Below are 15,559 nucleotides of genomic sequence, written 5' to 3' on the forward strand. Positions count from 1 at the left end.
TCTCATACCTATGATTTTAGCCGATGAGCGTTTTGCGGCTCTAGGCGAGAGAGGAAAGATGGTGACTCAGCCTGAGACAGTCCTGATCAACTGGTCCAGCTATGCCGATACGCGTGCTGGTCTGGGGGCGGATTTTGCCCGCATATTGGGCTATTTCCGTGAAGACGGCACCAAATCAGTCGCGGCCATTGAAGAGGCCATGCGCGCCAGCGATGCGGCCAAGCTGGTGATTCCGGCGCATACGCTCAAGGGCGATTCGGCACAATTCGGGGCCGACCGGCTTTCGGCTTTGGCCGAGCAGATTGAGATGACCGCACGGCGATGTGTAGAGCTGCGGCAACAGCCTGATGAGTTGCTGCAATCGGTGGTGATGTTGCGTCAGGTGTTTGAACAATCGCTGGATGCGCTGGAAAAAGAAACAAATCCCCTGGTACAGCGACGCAGCTTTGGCCGCCGGAATGAGCCAGCTGATACCAGCTTCGGGCGAATTTGATCGCCAGCATATGACTAGATACCCGACATAAAAGCTTATGCCGGTTATCCTGCCTGAATGTGTTTCGCTTTTGGCTTAACCTTCTTCTTCAACCGGCTTCGATTGCAGCAGGGTATAATTCTCAATACCCGTGCGCGAGATCAGGTCGAGCTGGGTCTCGATCATGTCGATATGATCTTCCTCGCTGTTGAGAATGGCCGCGAACAGATCACGCGAGACATAATCGCGCACGCTCTCACAATATTCGACTGCGTCTTTGAGCAGGGCCACCGCTTCAAATTCCAGTGCGAGGTCTGCCTTCAAGATTTCCTCAACCGATTCTCCGATTTTGAGGCGGCCGAGCAGCTGGAAATTGGGCAGGCCTTCAAGCATCAGGATGCGCTCGGCCAGCTGGTCGGCATGCTTCATCTCGTCAATCGACTCGCCGCGTTCAAACTCGGCCAGCTTGGTGACACCCCAGTCATGGAGCAGCCGATAGTGCAGCCAGTACTGGTTGACCGCGGTCAGCTCATTCTTGAGTGCTTCGTTGAGAAATTCGATTACTTTTTCGTCGCCACGCATAGATGCAATTCCCTTATTGTTTGCGCACTATATAGCGCCAGACAGTCAGGAATAAAAGGGTGTAAACCGCAGAAAAGCGTGGTTTTTTAAGGCGATAATGCTAAGCGGTCGCAGCTTCTGTATTGATAATGCTTTGCGCAAATTTCAGGCACTGACCGCATTTGGGTCGACGGCCCATCCGGGCATAGACATCAGCAGGACGTCCGGGGCCTTCCTCAATCAGTGCGGCCTTGAGGTCTTTTTCCTTAATCGCATTGCAAACGCAGACGACCATATTTCGACTCCTTACAGCTATAGAAGTAGCGATAATGAGAATGGCTTGCAAGAGCTATTGCGAGACTTTTGCAATAAAATGTGGATATTGGAATCTCTGAGGATATCTGCGATCCTAAAGATTAGAACATCAAACAGAGTGGAAAGCCGAGATATGAGAGATGCTCTCTTAAAGATGCTTATCCTTGTTCCAGTAGCCTTGTGCTATGCCTCTGTGGCTCACGGCCAAGGCACCGATGGTGTGAGTGCTGTTAATGAGCAAAGCCCGGATGAGATCTCATCTACAAATAAAGTATCACAGTTTTGGTCAGATTATCGCGCCCAGGGCGAGGAAGCTGCAGAGACTATATTCAACATCAGCAAGCCCGATCCTGCGACGCGGTTATTGGAAACCGGTCCAGTAGACCCCGACTGGAACAGCCGTGGATTTGATATTGAGGGTTATCTAAACGGACTCCCTGGCGGGGTGGCTGCCAACGCGGTGTATGACGTCGACGAAGCTTCCCCCGGCCTCACTTTTTTTGACGGTTTGCCCGATGTACTGCTTTCTGGCTGGGAAATGCTGCAGAAAGGGCCTCTCTACGACCCAGAAGGAAACAGCGTTGCTCTGTCGCCTATATCCAAAAACCATATCGTTGCCATCTCTGGTTCCGATTCTCAGGACAATGGGACAGCGAAATGCACCAACTTTAGAATCAATAATCTCTCAAAAAGGGTCGCGGTCTTTCGTAATCAGAGTACATTGTTCGATAGTAATGACCGCGATAGCGTCATTAAAGAAACTGAGGCGATCGTGATGGCCAATTTGGTTGTCAAAACAATGCAGAGTCTTGGAAGCGTTATATGCGAAGTGCATAGACGCAAGAACGATGGAACAATATTCTCGAGAGTTTATAATCTGGAGGGAGAATTGTTTGTTAATCAAGGCGTAGATGAAAAACGCGTCATATCGGTGAGTGACATAGATGTAAGCGAGCTCCTCACTCAGAATTTTGTGTCCCCTATCGAAGGCTTTATTACTGCTAGCGCTATTACCCCTAGCCAAGACTGAGTCTCTGCACCTTTCCCCGCGCCAAGGATCGCCACAGCCATTCCAGCGGGCCATAGCGGAAGCGCATTAGCCAGGGTTGTGACCAGAGCAGCATCAGCGCCCACATGGCAAAGACGAAGAGATAGAGCGCCGCGCGGTTGATCTCGCCATAGAGGTTGAGGCCATAGCCATAGAAGACCAGCGTCATCACGATGCTGGTGCCGAGATAGTTGGTGAAGGCTGCGCGCCCGACGCAGGCAACGCGGCGGATCAGAGTGCTGTCAGGGTTGCTTTTTATCCAGATAATCAGCAGTGCCGCCCAGCCTATCGCCATGATAACATCAAAGGGCATCGATAAGACCAGCGATGAAGCAAACACGCTGACTCCCGAGAAACCCAGCGCATATTGCAGCCAGGCAATGGCGATCAGCGGCGGAATCGCGATGGCGAAACACCGCACTGCCCAGCGGCGATAGCGCGCCATTTCCCATTGTCCGGTAAGCATCCCCGACTTGTAGAGTGCCATGCCGATCAGCATCAGGCCGAGCGTTTCCAGCCCGGCGTTAAACGCAGCGATAAAGGGCACGACCGCAAGCTCTCCGGTTCGATGGCTGACTATTTCAGCATATCCGCCCTTATAGAGCTGCAGGTCTGTATTGGCGTCTTCCGGGGTATTGCCAAAGTCGGCGTTGATCTCGGCTAGTGCCTGTAGCTGTTCTGCATCGGCGGTGCCGCTATCTGCCATGCCCTGAAACAGAAAAAACATAGCCGAGAACAGGCCGAAAAGGAGGAATTGGGCGGAGAAGAGTCCAATCGCCCATTTGCGCAACGATGGAATTGACAGATTCCGGAAGAAAAAGAGCACCAGCCCGCATTGCGCATAGAGCGCCAATATGTCGCCCTCCCAGATGAAATAGAAGTGGATCATGCCGAAGACGAGTAACCACAGCATCCGTGCATAATGGACTCGCGCCGGTGATTGGCCGCTGGCCGCTGCGCGCTCGATAACCAGTGCCGCACTGGCGCCGAACAATATGGAAAAGAGCCCGCGCATCTTGGAATCGACAAACACAAAGTTGAAGAGCCACGCCGCGCCGTCCACCAGGCTTTCATAGCCATAGGCAAGCGGGTTGAAATAACTGCCGCCGGGCAGGGCCATCATGATGATATTCATCGCCAATATGCCCATCACGGCAAAGCCGCGCACCGCATCAAGCTCAAGATAGCGCGCAGATGTTTGTGCGGTTGTCGCCACTGACTCTATTCCCTCATTTTACCATAGATAAGTCTGATTAAAAGACTAAAGCCAAGAACTGATCTGGTCCAGCGGCTTTTTCAATGTTGCATGGACCGGGATGGTGGCATCGGGCGCGGGCTTACCGACGACCAGCACCATCATAGGTTTCTCGGTGGCCGGGCGATCACATAGCTCGTTGAGAAATTTCATCGGATTGGGCGTATGCGTCAGCGTCGCCAGTCCGGCATCATGCAGCGCGGTGATCAACATGCCGGTGGCGATGCCGACGCTCTCATTGACATAATAATTCTGCTTGGCATCGCCCGGTTCAATGCCGCCCTTGCGCTGGGCAAAGATGACGATGAGATAGGGCGCGATTTCAAGGAAGGGCTTGTCGGCATCGGTCCCCAGAGGATCAAGCGCGTCAAGCCATTCATCGCTGGCTTTGCCGTCATAAAAGGCGCGTTCTTCTTCCTCGGCGGCGACCCGCAGCGCGGCCTTTTTCTCGGCTGAGGTGATAACCGCGAAATGCCATGGCTGATGATTGGCACCATTTGGTGCAGTACCCGCCGCCAGCAGCGCCTGCTCAATCACCTCACGCGGTACCGGGTCAGGAGCAAAATAGCGGCAGGAGCGCCGCGTCTTTATCGTTTCGTAAAAATCATGCGCCCGGGCGATGCGCTCAGCATCACTATAATCGGGCAGTTGGGTATAGGGCAGGGTGTCATGCGGTTTCATGGCGGCATCCATTATGTCTTTACCAAACCTGCATAGCGCAGTCGCCCCAATCGGTCACCAGATGCCATAGACACCCCAGCCCGATAGCCCGCACCCACCAGCGCGGCACCAGCAACAGTGCGGCATAGACCAAGGCGGCCCAGATGGTGTGCAACGGATGAAAGCCGATGGAGCAGCGATTGGGATCGAAAATCGGATCAGCGAGCAGATGGTCGAGATCAATGGCGATGGTGGCGAGCATGATAAGCGCAGCCCACCACCAGCGGCGCGAGTCATCGGCATTGCGCCAGAGGAGCCATGCGATGAGGAAGGGCGCGAGGAAGTGACCGGAATAATGGAGGATGGGTTGGAGCATTGGGATAACGCAACCGTCTCTAAAACTCGTCATGCTGAACTTGTTTCACCTGCGGTGACTACGTTCCAGCATCTCCTGCGTCTGCGCTGAATGGCCTGAGATCCCGAAACAAGTTCGGGATGACGAAGAGGTCTAATCCTCCATCCAGTCCCTAAAAAAGCTCTCATGCGCGGCGCGAAGGTCGGCTAGAGAAATTTGTGCTAGTATGCTTTTTCCGTAGTCTTTTATTTCGATGGTATCTCCCACGACGATACCAAATCGTTCCGGATGCGCATTCATTTCATGCAGCTTGTTTTCCAGCGTATCAGCATCTTCCTGCTTGCACGTAACCAGATATCGTCCTTGGTTTTCACCGAACCAGAAGGTCGGCTTTGTGTTCCCGTAGAACTGGCAGCCTATGCCGCTAGCCAGTGCCATCTCACTGGCTGCAACCAGCACTCCGCCATCGGAAACATCGTGCACAGACGTTAAGATGCCATCTGCAATCAAGCCGGTGACGATGTCACCGAGATGCCGATCAAAATCGAGGTCGGTTTTTGGTGTTATTCCCTTACCTTGCCCTATCATTTTCTCAGTCCAGAGCGACTGATCCAATGTTACCTCTTCCTTGTGGCCGATGAGGAATATTACATCACCCTCATCCTTAAACCCCATAGTTATCATCCGGTCGAGGTCTTCAATCAATCCAATCGCACCAATCGCTGGCGTCGGCAGGATCGCGCGCGGCACGCCGTCCGGGCCGGTCGTCTCGTTATACAGCGACACATTGCCGCTCACGATCGGCATATCGAGTGCCTTGCAGGCTTCGCTCATGCCCTGCAGTGCGCCGACAAATTGGCCCATAATCTCCGGGCGTTCGGGGTTACCAAAATTGAGGCAGTTGGTCACCGCCAGCGGTTTCGCGCCGACGGCGATCAGGTTGCGATAGGCTTCGGCAATGGCTTGTTTGCCGCCCTCATAGGGGGCGGCATGCACATAGCGCGGGGTGCAGTCGGTGGTGATGGCGAGGCCGCGATTGGTACCGTGGATGCGCACCACCGCCGCGTCGCCGCCTGGTTTCTGCACCGTGTCGGCCATCACCTGATGGTCATATTGCTCCCATATCCAGCGGCGGCTGGCGAGGTTGGGGCTGGCCATCAGTTTCAACAGGTCTGCTCCGATATCGGTGCTTTCGGGGATGTCCCCGGGCTTGAGCGGCTCGGCGGGTTTGGTCGGCACATGCGGGCGATCATAAAGCGGCGCATCATCGGCCAGCGGTGCGAGCGGGATATCGCACACCACTTCGCCCAGATGCTCCAGCACCATATGGCCGGTATCGGTGACCTCACCGATAACCGCAAAATCAAGCTCCCATTTTTCAAAAATCGTCTTGGCCTCGTCCTCGCGGCCGGGCTTGAGCACCATCAGCATCCGCTCCTGCGACTCAGAGAGCATCATCTCATAGGCGGTCATATGGGTTTCGCGCTGGGGCACATGGTCGAGATTGAGGCGGATACCGACGCCGCCATTGCTCGCCATTTCAACGCTGGAGGAGGTCAGCCCCGCCGCGCCCATATCCTGAATCGCAACAATCGCATCGGTCGCCATCAGCTCGAGACAGGCCTCGATCAGCAGCTTTTCGGTGAACGGATCGCCGACCTGCACCGTCGGGCGCTTTTCCTCGCTGTCCTCGTCAAACTCGGCGCTGGCCATGGTCGCGCCATGAATGCCATCGCGGCCGGTTTTGGAGCCGACATAGACGATGGAGTTGCCAACGCCCGAGGCGGCGGAATAGAAAATCTTGTCCTGCTCGGCGATACCCACCGCCATGGCGTTGACCAGGATATTGCCGTCATAGGCCGGGTCAAAATTGGTCTCGCCGCCGACAGTCGGCACGCCGACGCAATTGCCATAGCCGCCAATGCCCGCGACCACGCCTTTGACCAGATGCTTCATCTTGGGATGATCGGGCGAGCCGAAACGCAGCGCATTCATCAGCGCCACCGGCCGCGCGCCCATGGTGAAGACATCGCGCAAAATGCCGCCCACACCGGTCGCCGCGCCCTGATAGGGCTCGATATAGCTCGGGTGGTTATGGCTCTCCATCTTGAAGATCGCCGCCAGCGGTTTGCCATCGGGCCCGGGGCCGATATCGACGACACCGGCATTTTCGCCCGGTCCGCAAATCACTTGGGGCCCTTCAGTCGGCAGTTTTTTCAGGTGAATCCGCGAGGATTTGTAAGAGCAATGCTCCGACCACATCACCGAGAAGATACCCAGTTCAACCAGATTGGGCGCGCGGCCCAATGCGTTCAATATGCGATCATATTCTTCCGGTTTCAGGCCATGTTCGGCGACAATGTCCGGGGTGATTTCAGGCGACGGTGCAGGCTGAGTCTGGGTCATGCAAAGCGCTCTAGCGAGTCACGCTGGCAAGGGCCAGAGGGGATGATCGCTGCAGGCGCGGTAATCCCCGATTATCTGACCGTTCGCCCTCGTGCAGCCCACAATGCGAGCGCAGTGAGCAGGGTATAGGCGAACAGCGAAGTAACCGCGATTGCGGGGTCATAGGCTTCAGGTTGCGGGCCGAACCAGTTGTAGAGCTGCAACGCCAGCAGCGTGACTGCCAGGACCAGTGGCGCGATCCAGGCGCTTTTCGCGCTGGCCTGATCGGGCCGTGTTGCCATGATATAATAGAGAAACGCACCAAAGCAGAGCGCCAATTCGAGCGGAATTTCAATTGCCGGGTGATTCCACAAACCCAACCCCAATGTAGGATCATGGCCATGCAGAGTGAGGTCAGGCACATGCACAACTAGGTCGAGGAACCAATGCGATACCACCACCAAGGCCGCCAATAGCGCGCCGCGACGATTTCCACCAAATAGCATGACCAACAGCCCAAAACCTGCTGCCCATAGCGACGTCCCAACCAGGCTGTGCGTATACGGATAATGGTACAGGTCCATCGCATTCATCACCGCAATACCCGGTGAAATGCGCATCTTTTCAATCCCGGCAAGCGCCAGTCCGAAGAAGCCATAATCCACAAGCTGGGCAGCGATAAACATGGTGCCGAGGCCGATGCGGCGTTTTGCTCCCTGATCTTCGCGAGCCGCAATTGCCGCTGCGACAAAAGCAGGCGCGTAATGGCCAATAAACATCCATGCTCCCCCTGCATTTGTGGTTTGATGCATTCTATGCATGCAATGCCGGTTAAGGCAAATTACATGGCGCCATTTGCCAGCCCTTGACCCGGACCCGCGCGCCCGTCAAAGCATAGGTCTATGACAGAGAATGATTTGCAGATGGATGATGCGGCGATTGCGGCGCTGAGTTTCGAGGATGCTCTGGGCAGGCTGGAGCATGTGGTGCGCCAGCTGGAAAGCGGCGAAGCGTCGCTGGACAGTTCGATCACGCTCTACACGCTGGGTGAAAAGCTGCGAACCCATTGCCAGCAGCGTTTGGATGATGCCAAAAGCCGGATCGAGAAGATCACCGTCGGTGCCGATGGCAAGTTGGGTACTGAGCCGCTGGATTAATGAAGGAAATTAATTAACACCGTTAGGGCTGAGCTTGTCGAAGCCCGTTTCTCAGGTAAAGCGCGAAACTGAGAGGCGCCCTTCGACAGGCTCAGGGCTAACGGTTTTAGGTTGCTAGAGATTTTGCGGGGTATGAGAAGCGGGGACATATGACGGATCAACCATCATCACTATCGCCTGATTCATCACCATTGCCCGACGCTTTTCGCGCTATTGCTGAAGATATTGATGCGGTTTTCGACCGGATATTGCCGGTCCCCGATGATGCCCGTGCGCCTTTGTTCGAGGCGATGCGTCATGCGGCTATTGGTGGCGGAAAGCGGGTGCGGCCCTTGCTGCTGACCGAAACCGCATCGCTTTTCGGGGTGGATCGCGATGCGGCTTTGCTGGCTTCTACTGCGGTGGAGGCAATCCATGTCTATTCGCTGATCCATGATGACTTGCCCTGCATGGATGATGATGATCTTCGCCGCGGCAAGCCGACGGTTCACAAGGCCTTTGGCGAAGATGTAGCGGTTCTGGCCGGGGATTCGCTGCATGATCTGGCGTTTGAGCTGTTGGTTTCACCCGATGTGCATAGCGACCCGTTTGTTGGTGTAGAGCTGGTCACTGCGCTGGCCACCGCCTCTGGCCCCTCAGGCATGGCGGGTGGACAGATGATGGATCTGGCTGCGGATGGGGAAGATTTTGACCTCGCCACCGTCACCCGCTTGCAGCAATTGAAGACTGGCGCATTGATCGGCGTATCGGTTGAAATGGGCGCGATACTCGGCCGTTTGCCCGATGAGGGTCGCAGTCCGTTGCGCGCTTATGCCCGTGATATCGGTCTGGCGTTTCAGATTGCCGATGATCTGCTTGATGTCGAGGGCGATGAGGAACTCGCGGGCAAGGCACTGGGTAAGGATGAGGCGGCAGGCAAGGCCACATTCCTGTCGCTGCTCGGTGTCGAACGCGCGCGCGAACAGGCATTTTTCCTGGTCGACCAGGCAGAGGGCCATTTGCAGGACTTCGGGCAAGAGGCCGATGTTCTGCGCGCGCTGGCGCGGTTTATTGTGGAGAGGGATCGCTAAGAATGACTGAACGCATAGGCGTCTATCCGGGGACTTTTGACCCGATCACCCTGGGCCATATGGATATCATCCAACGTGGCGCAAAGCTGGTCGATAAGCTGATTATCGGGGTCACCACCAATATCAGCAAATCGCCGATGTTTTCCGATGATGAACGCATGGATATGGTGCGGCGCGAAGTCGCGGCGCTGGACAATGCCAATATTGAGGTGGTCGGCTTCAACTCGCTGTTGATGGACTTTGCCGATGATCAGGGCGCATCGGTGGTTATTCGTGGCATCCGTGGCGTCACCGATTTCGAATATGAATATCAGCTTACGGGCATGAACCGCCAGTTAAATGACCGGATCGACACGGTTTTCCTGATGGCTGATGTATCACTGCAGCCCATTGCCTCGCGGCTGGTGAAGGAAATCGCGCTTTATGGCGGTGAGATCGACAAATTTGTCACCCCCGCTGTGCGCGCGCAGGTGGAAGCACGGGTTGCGGAATTGGGTCTGAAAGGCAGTTAACGCTCGCACAACTTATTCAGAGAGTTGACAGCATTGCCGCCTTATCGCATCGCGTGCGGCGATTATGCCGCCATGCTATTTGGCGCAAACAGATGATTTGGAGATAAGGGCAATGTTGCGGACGTCCGCATTAGTGCATTCTGTATGGGTTATGATTTTCGCGGTTCTGGCCGTAGCGGCGGTTCAGACAAGCCCTGCCTTGGCGCAAGATTCCGAGGCAGAAGCCGAGACGGCGGCAGAGGTTGAAGTCGCACCTGTGCTGACCCCGGAAGAACGCAAGGAAATGCGCGATAATCCTGCGAATACGCTGCATCTTGACCTATCCACAGGTGGCCGGGTGACGATCCAACTCTACCCGGATGTTGCACCTAAGCATGTTGAGCGGATTCAGACTCTGGTACAGCAGGGTTTTTATGACGGCATCGTTTTTCACCGCGTGATTGACGGCTTTATGGCACAAACCGGTGACCCAACTGGTACCGGGCAGGGCGGTTCTAGCATGCCCGATCTGGAAGAAGAGTTTAACCGCATCCCGCATCTGCGCGGCAGTGTCTCGATGGCGCGGACCAATGATCCGAACAGCGCCAACAGCCAGTTCTTTATTGTGTTCTATCCGCGTTTTTCGCTCGACAACAAATATACCAATTTCGGTCGGGTGAAGGCTGGCATGCAATATGTTGACCTGATCAATCGCGGCGAGCCGCCTGCTCAGCCTTCGCGGATTATTCAGGCGTCCCTGGCTTCACAGAACAAGCCGATGCCCAATTTTGCACAGCCTGTGGATGACGAACCGGTTATCACCGTGGATGATCTCAACGCGCCTATCGGCTAAGGCATGAACGCGAACAGCATTGGGGGCGGCATATGCGGGTTGACCTGTTTGATTTTGAGCTGCCCGAAGAACTGATCGCACTGCGCCCGGCAGAACCTCGGGAATCGGCGAACTTTCTCGTTGTCAGCCGGGATAGCACGCTGAGCGATCGCAAGGTCGTCGATCTGCCGAGCCAATTGCGCGCGGGCGATGTGTTGGTGTTTAACGATACCAAGGTTATTCAGGCGCAGCTTGAGGGCCGTCGCGGCAATGCCAAAATCGGCGCAACACTGCACAAGCGGATTGATGACCGGCGCTGGGAAGCCTTTATCCGCAACGCCAAAAGGCTGCGTATCGGTGAGCAGGTCGATTTTGGCCAAGGTGTGACCGCGACTGCCGAAGCGCGGTATGATAATGGTAGCTTTACGCTCGCCTTTGACGGTAATGAGCCGGTGGAAATTCTGCTGGAACGTGCAGGCTCGATGCCGCTGCCGCCCTATATCGCCAGCAAGCGCGCCATCGATGAGAAGGACAAGGATGATTATCAGACCATCTTTGCCGAGCGTGAAGGCGCGGTGGCGGCACCAACCGCCTCGCTGCATTTTACCCCGGGTTTGATGCAGGCGCTCAGTGACCATGATATCCAGACTGAAACGGTAACCCTGCATGTTGGTGCGGGCACATTCCTGCCGGTCAAGGCCGATGATACCGATGATCATGAGATGCACAGCGAATGGGGCGAGATTGCGCCCGATGTCGCTGAGCGCCTATCCAGAGCAAAGGCCGAAGGACGACGCATTATCGCGGTCGGCACCACCAGCCTCAGGGTTTTGGAAAGTGCGGCGGATGACAATGGTCATATCGCGGCATGGAGCGGCGACACCGATATCTTCATCACGCCGGGCTATCGCTTCCGCATGATTGATGCGCTTATGACCAACTTCCATCTGCCGCGTTCAACCCTGTTCATGCTGGTCAGCGCGGTTGCCGGGCTGGAAACAATGAAAGCGGCTTATGCCCATGCCATTGCCCAGAAATATCGCTTCTACAGCTATGGGGATTCTTCGCTGCTATGGGTGAACCCGGCGGCCAATGAAAGTTAAGCTGGTAGCAATAAAAAAAGGCGACCGATTGGGCCGCCTTTTCTTTAATCATATGGTCTGCGAATTACGCAGGAACACCCGGATCATCATTGTCCTGAGGCTCCAGCGTACCGCCTTCATCGGCACAAGTGCCGGCATCAGTATATTTCCAGGCATTGCCTTGATAGTCGACCTTAGAGGTACCAGCGCATGACGTACCCGGACCCGCTGCGCAGTCATTCTTGCCTGCGAGCGAAATGCCATAGCATTTCTCTTTTTCGGCTTTGGCCACTTCAGCGGATTCCGCTTCACCCGAAGCCGCTTCCTCTTCGCCACTTGGCGCACCGCCAGAGCAAGCGGCCAGTGATGCAGCTGCAAGCATTGAAGCTGCGATTGATCCCATATGGGTGGTCTTCGTCATTCTCGTCTCCCAGGGTGTTACTCACCATCTCATATGCAGACTCGCATTATAGCCAGAATGCTGAATGTAAATTTGCAGAATTGCGAGTTCAGGTCAATTATCGTTACGGTACCGACATCTTCTCGTTCATGTGCCGAGATTGACCCGCGGTCATGGGCGTTCTAGGGGCCTGCTCATCATGCAACCGCGATTTTCTTTTTCCATCCAAGCCCGCGATGGCAAGGCGCGTCAGGGCACGCTGACCATGCGCCGCGGTGCCATCCGCACGCCTGCCTTTATGCCGGTCGGCACCGCCGCCACGGTCAAGGCGATGACGATCGATGATGTGCGCGCCGCAGGGGCGGATATCATTCTCGGCAATACCTATCATCTGATGCTGCGCCCCGGTGCGGAGCGCATGGCGCGATTAGGCGGACTGCATAGTTTTATGAACTGGGACCGGCCAATATTGACCGATAGCGGCGGCTATCAGGTGATGAGCCTGTCCGATCTCACCAAAGTGACCGAGGAAGGCGTATCCTTTAAAAGCCATTTGGATGGCTCGCGCCATATGCTCAGCCCGGAACGGTCGATGGAGATACAACGGTTGCTGGGTTCGGATATTGTTATGGCGTTTGATGAATGCACAGCCAATGGCGCTGACCATACAGAAGCCGCGCGGTCTATGGCGATGTCGATGCGCTGGGCCAAGCGGTCGCGCGACGGCTTTGATGCGGGCGAGGAGCATGCGGAACGCGCCGCACTGTTCGGCATCCAGCAGGGCGCGCTGTTTGAGGATTTGCGCCAGCAATCGGCCGAGCAGCTTATCGAGATCGGCTTTGACGGCTATGCCATTGGCGGCCTGGCAGTAGGTGAGGGGCAGGAGGCGATGTTCGGTGTGCTCGATTATGCCCCCGAGCAATTGCCCGATGACCGTCCCCGCTATCTTATGGGCGTCGGCAAGCCTGATGACATTATCGGCGCGGTGGCGCGCGGGGTTGATATGTTTGATTGCGTATTGCCGACGCGGTCGGGCCGCAATGGACAGGCCTTTACCAGCACCGGACCGCTCAATATCCGCAATGCCCGTTATGCCGAGGATCTTGGTCCGCTGGATGCAAATTGCGATTGCCCTGTCTGCCAGAATTACAGCCGTGCCTATCTACACCATCTCATCCGTTCCAAAGAGATCTTGGGCGCGATGCTGATGACCCAGCATAATATCTGCTTCTATCAGAATATGATGCAGCAAATCCGCGATGCCATTGCCGAAGGGCGCTTTGCCGCTTTCCACAAGGCGTTTCTCGACCGCTATTTGTCAGCAGATTGACCGGCACGTGCGGCGGCAACCGAGGCAGAGATATCGCTGTGACGCTCGGTTGCCGGTGTGCCGAACAGGCGGATCGGCAGGCTGAAACGGCCTGTTTCCCGGTCCTGCTCCAGCCGGGCACGCAACTGGCGTGACAGGCCTTGGAGAATCTTCGCAACCCCGCCCTCGAGCATCGCATCAAGCATCGGGTTCTCGCCCAGCGTAGGCGAGGCAATGGTCAGATGAGCAAAGCCGTCATCCGCGCCCTCGCTGTTTACCGTGATGGTAATGTCGCCATCGGCATCGCTATTCTGGATTAGTTCGAGAATCTCGGTGAGCAAAAAGGCGATCGGCATGGCAACATCCTGATCCACCTGCGCCGGTTCAACTTTCAGGCTGGTGCGTGCATCAAGATTGTCCTTGCTGCTATGCGCCCGAAAGCTGGTGACCACCTCGCAAATCAAATCGCGCAGTGCGATGCCATGGCTAGCCTCGGTATCGGCAAAATGGTGGCGATGCACCACGCCCAGCGCATTCACCCGACGCTGGATCGAGGCATAGATGCGGGCAATCTCGTCGTTCTGCGCGCCCCGCGCATGTAGGCTGAGCAAGCTAGCGACAATCTGGAGATTGTTTTTGACCCGGTGATGCACCTCGCGGGTCAGTTTCACCTGCTCATCCAGACCATCAGCCAGCGCCTGTTTGTCGGTGCGTACTTTGGTAGCGAGGCGACTGAATACGTCGTCGAGTTCAAGGATTTCATGTGCTATCATCGATTCAGAACGCATCGGCGTAACCTCGCTGCCGGGGGCAAAGCTGCGCATCTTGTTGCGCAAGTGCCGGATCGGTCGCACCAGCATGCGGGTCACCACCAGCCAGCCGATCACAGCAGCCGCCAAAATCATCATAAACGGGATGATGCGGATAAGATATTGCGACGAACTTTTGCGCTCACGCGGCAGCCTGACGGTGAGATCAAGCCCGGCAATTTGCGGCTGTGCCTTGATATGGTCGCCGAGATGCGCCTTGTTGCGCATCGGCAGTTCGCTAAGCGTCAGGCTCTTATTATCCTGATGCAGTTCGACATGCACCAGCGGCATGGTGCCCGCCGGATCGGCAATATCGACCAGATCGTCATTGCTGTAAAAGGCAATCGCCCGGCTCTCGGCGCTGCGTCCCTGCCAGGCGACAAGTAGCCCGCCATGATCGGGCAAAAAGGTCACGCCATTGCTGTTATTGGACAGCATGGCCTGGCGAATATCGCCCTCCGGTCCGTTCAGGCCACATAGAGGCTCGCCGCTGCCATCAGCAAAGATCATGACTCTGTCGCGGGCATCGACGCTGAGTTCCTGCTTCAGATCGGCACAGATCAGGTCCGGGTCGCCATCCATGGCGATGAGATTGGCCGCACGCAGCAGAATTGCGCGCTGGCTATCGAGCGCGCTGTTAACCCGAAGCGCGCCCAGATTGGCGGCGCTGGCCGCAGCGTCACGACGTGTCGCTTCCTCGGAGCTTTCTATCTGTTCGGATGCCAGATAGGCGATAAGCGCCAACGGTGCGAGCGCGACCAGCAGGATGACAAACAGCTTCCACCCAGTCGACCGGGTGGGCGATTCATCGCTGGAAACCCATCCGGATTCGGGGGATTGTGTCATCAAAAACTATCGTCCTGTCAGGGTGTTACTCCGATATGCGGTGATGCGCTGCAGGAATATCAGTTCAGCTTGTCGAGCAAATCCTGAAACTCGCTGGGAAGTGCTTCCTCGACAGTCTGGCGATAAACGGACTTTAGTGCCTCACCGATCAATTCATCATTGTCGGAAGAATATTCGGCCTGACAGCCCATGCTGCCCATGGCGATGGCGTCATTATCCGGGGTCACGCCGCCAACGGCATCATGCGTGCCATTGTCGACGCCGGTCTTACCGTTTTTCCCTGTTTTGCGCGCCATATTATTGCTCAAATTCAACCGAAAAGGCGATATAGTCCGTGTTTCCCGTTACGCAACACTCCACCTTTTTTATATCATAAATTTCCACAGCCGGAACCGTATAGTCTCCACTATACATATTTCGCGGTAACATATGGGTTAAACACACCGTTCTACAGAAGGTTCCCTTTGCGAACAGAAGCCTCAGGGGGACTTGCAAAATCGCCTTTGGCATAC

The 15,559-nt window shown here is 55.8% G+C and carries 18 protein-coding genes; 8 read left to right on the forward strand and 10 right to left on the reverse strand.

The features are described 5' to 3' along the window. The first annotated feature begins 58 nt into the window (after positions 1-58). Positions 59-493, forward strand: coding sequence for an Hpt domain-containing protein (locus RB602_RS04390; protein ID WP_317083305.1), 435 nt, complete (start codon positions 59-61; stop codon positions 491-493). A 75-nt stretch (positions 494-568) separates the two neighbouring features. Here the strand turns inward: RB602_RS04390 and bfr are convergent, their stop codons facing one another. Together bfr and RB602_RS04400 are read right to left on the reverse strand one after the other, a co-directional pair. Then, on the reverse strand, positions 569-1,054 hold the full coding sequence (gene bfr / locus RB602_RS04395) for a bacterioferritin (protein ID WP_317083307.1): 486 nt from the start codon (positions 1,052-1,054) through the stop codon (positions 569-571). A gap of 100 nt (positions 1,055-1,154) precedes the next feature. Then, positions 1,155-1,328, reverse strand: a complete 174-nt coding sequence (locus tag RB602_RS04400) for a (2Fe-2S)-binding protein (protein ID WP_317083309.1) — start codon at positions 1,326-1,328, stop codon at positions 1,155-1,157. 153 nt (positions 1,329-1,481) lie between these two features. On the opposite strand from RB602_RS04400, the gene RB602_RS04405 reads away from it, so the two are divergent. Next, complete coding sequence (locus RB602_RS04405) at positions 1,482-2,378, forward strand: hypothetical protein (RefSeq protein ID WP_317083311.1); 897 nt, start codon at positions 1,482-1,484, stop codon at positions 2,376-2,378. Here RB602_RS04405 and RB602_RS04410 read toward each other — a convergent pair. The 5 genes from RB602_RS04410 to RB602_RS04430 form a co-directional block, all read right to left on the reverse strand. After that, positions 2,365-3,612: a DUF418 domain-containing protein gene (locus RB602_RS04410; protein ID WP_317083312.1), complete on the reverse strand. Its 1,248-nt coding sequence runs from the start codon at positions 3,610-3,612 to the stop codon at positions 2,365-2,367. The genes RB602_RS04405 and RB602_RS04410 overlap by 14 nt on opposite strands. Before the next feature lie 45 nt (positions 3,613-3,657). Beyond that, positions 3,658-4,332 (reverse strand): nitroreductase family protein, encoded by a 675-nt coding sequence (locus RB602_RS04415; protein ID WP_317083314.1) that lies wholly within the window; start codon positions 4,330-4,332, stop codon positions 3,658-3,660. A gap of 19 nt (positions 4,333-4,351) precedes the next feature. Further along, the gene (locus tag RB602_RS04420; protein ID WP_317083316.1) at positions 4,352-4,687 is read right to left on the reverse strand and encodes a DUF6122 family protein; all 336 of its coding nucleotides are present in this window, start codon (positions 4,685-4,687) and stop codon (positions 4,352-4,354) included. A 132-nt stretch (positions 4,688-4,819) separates the two neighbouring features. After that, entirely contained in the window at positions 4,820-7,072 is a 2,253-nt protein-coding gene (gene purL / locus RB602_RS04425) for a phosphoribosylformylglycinamidine synthase subunit PurL (protein ID WP_317083318.1), read from the reverse strand. Positions 7,073-7,143: 71 nt separating this feature from the next. Then, entirely contained in the window at positions 7,144-7,830 is a 687-nt protein-coding gene (locus RB602_RS04430) for a hypothetical protein (RefSeq protein WP_317083320.1), read from the reverse strand. A gap of 123 nt (positions 7,831-7,953) precedes the next feature. On the opposite strand from RB602_RS04430, the gene RB602_RS04435 reads away from it, so the two are divergent. The 5 genes from RB602_RS04435 (at position 7,954) to queA (ending at position 11,704) form a co-directional block, all read left to right on the forward strand. Then, a complete protein-coding gene (locus tag RB602_RS04435; RefSeq protein WP_317083322.1) occupies positions 7,954-8,208 on the forward strand; it encodes an exodeoxyribonuclease VII small subunit in 255 nt (84 codons plus the stop codon). 149 nt (positions 8,209-8,357) lie between these two features. Beyond that, positions 8,358-9,278: a polyprenyl synthetase family protein gene (locus RB602_RS04440; protein ID WP_317083324.1), complete on the forward strand. Its 921-nt coding sequence runs from the start codon at positions 8,358-8,360 to the stop codon at positions 9,276-9,278. Between the two features lie 2 nt (positions 9,279-9,280). After that, complete coding sequence (gene coaD, locus RB602_RS04445; protein ID WP_317083326.1) at positions 9,281-9,790, forward strand: pantetheine-phosphate adenylyltransferase; 510 nt, start codon at positions 9,281-9,283, stop codon at positions 9,788-9,790. Positions 9,791-9,902: 112 nt separating this feature from the next. Then, positions 9,903-10,622: a peptidylprolyl isomerase gene (locus RB602_RS04450; protein ID WP_317083328.1), complete on the forward strand. Its 720-nt coding sequence runs from the start codon at positions 9,903-9,905 to the stop codon at positions 10,620-10,622. Between the two features lie 32 nt (positions 10,623-10,654). Continuing rightward, positions 10,655-11,704, forward strand: a complete 1,050-nt coding sequence (gene queA / locus RB602_RS04455; RefSeq protein WP_317083330.1) for a tRNA preQ1(34) S-adenosylmethionine ribosyltransferase-isomerase QueA — start codon at positions 10,655-10,657, stop codon at positions 11,702-11,704. 64 nt (positions 11,705-11,768) lie between these two features. On the opposite strand, the gene RB602_RS04460 is transcribed toward queA, so the two are convergent. Next, a complete protein-coding gene (locus RB602_RS04460) occupies positions 11,769-12,104 on the reverse strand; it encodes a BufA1 family periplasmic bufferin-type metallophore (protein WP_317083332.1) in 336 nt (111 codons plus the stop codon). A gap of 175 nt (positions 12,105-12,279) precedes the next feature. Here RB602_RS04460 and tgt point away from each other — a divergent pair, with 175 nt between their 5' ends. Beyond that, on the forward strand, positions 12,280-13,413 hold the full coding sequence (tgt, locus tag RB602_RS04465; protein ID WP_317084415.1) for a tRNA guanosine(34) transglycosylase Tgt: 1,134 nt from the start codon (positions 12,280-12,282) through the stop codon (positions 13,411-13,413). On the opposite strand, the gene RB602_RS04470 is transcribed toward tgt, so the two are convergent. Beyond that, a complete protein-coding gene (locus RB602_RS04470; RefSeq protein ID WP_317083334.1) occupies positions 13,395-15,047 on the reverse strand; it encodes a sensor histidine kinase in 1,653 nt (550 codons plus the stop codon). The genes tgt and RB602_RS04470 overlap by 19 nt on opposite strands. 59 nt (positions 15,048-15,106) lie before the next feature. Then, positions 15,107-15,343 carry a NepR family anti-sigma factor gene (locus tag RB602_RS04475; RefSeq protein ID WP_317083335.1) on the reverse strand — a complete coding sequence of 79 codons (237 nt, stop codon included), beginning with the start codon at positions 15,341-15,343 and terminating at the stop codon, positions 15,107-15,109. Positions 15,344-15,559 lie beyond the last annotated feature (216 nt).

The organism is Parasphingorhabdus sp. SCSIO 66989, from assembly GCF_032852305.1.
Classification (GTDB): Bacteria; Pseudomonadota; Alphaproteobacteria; order Sphingomonadales; family Sphingomonadaceae; genus Alterisphingorhabdus; species Alterisphingorhabdus coralli.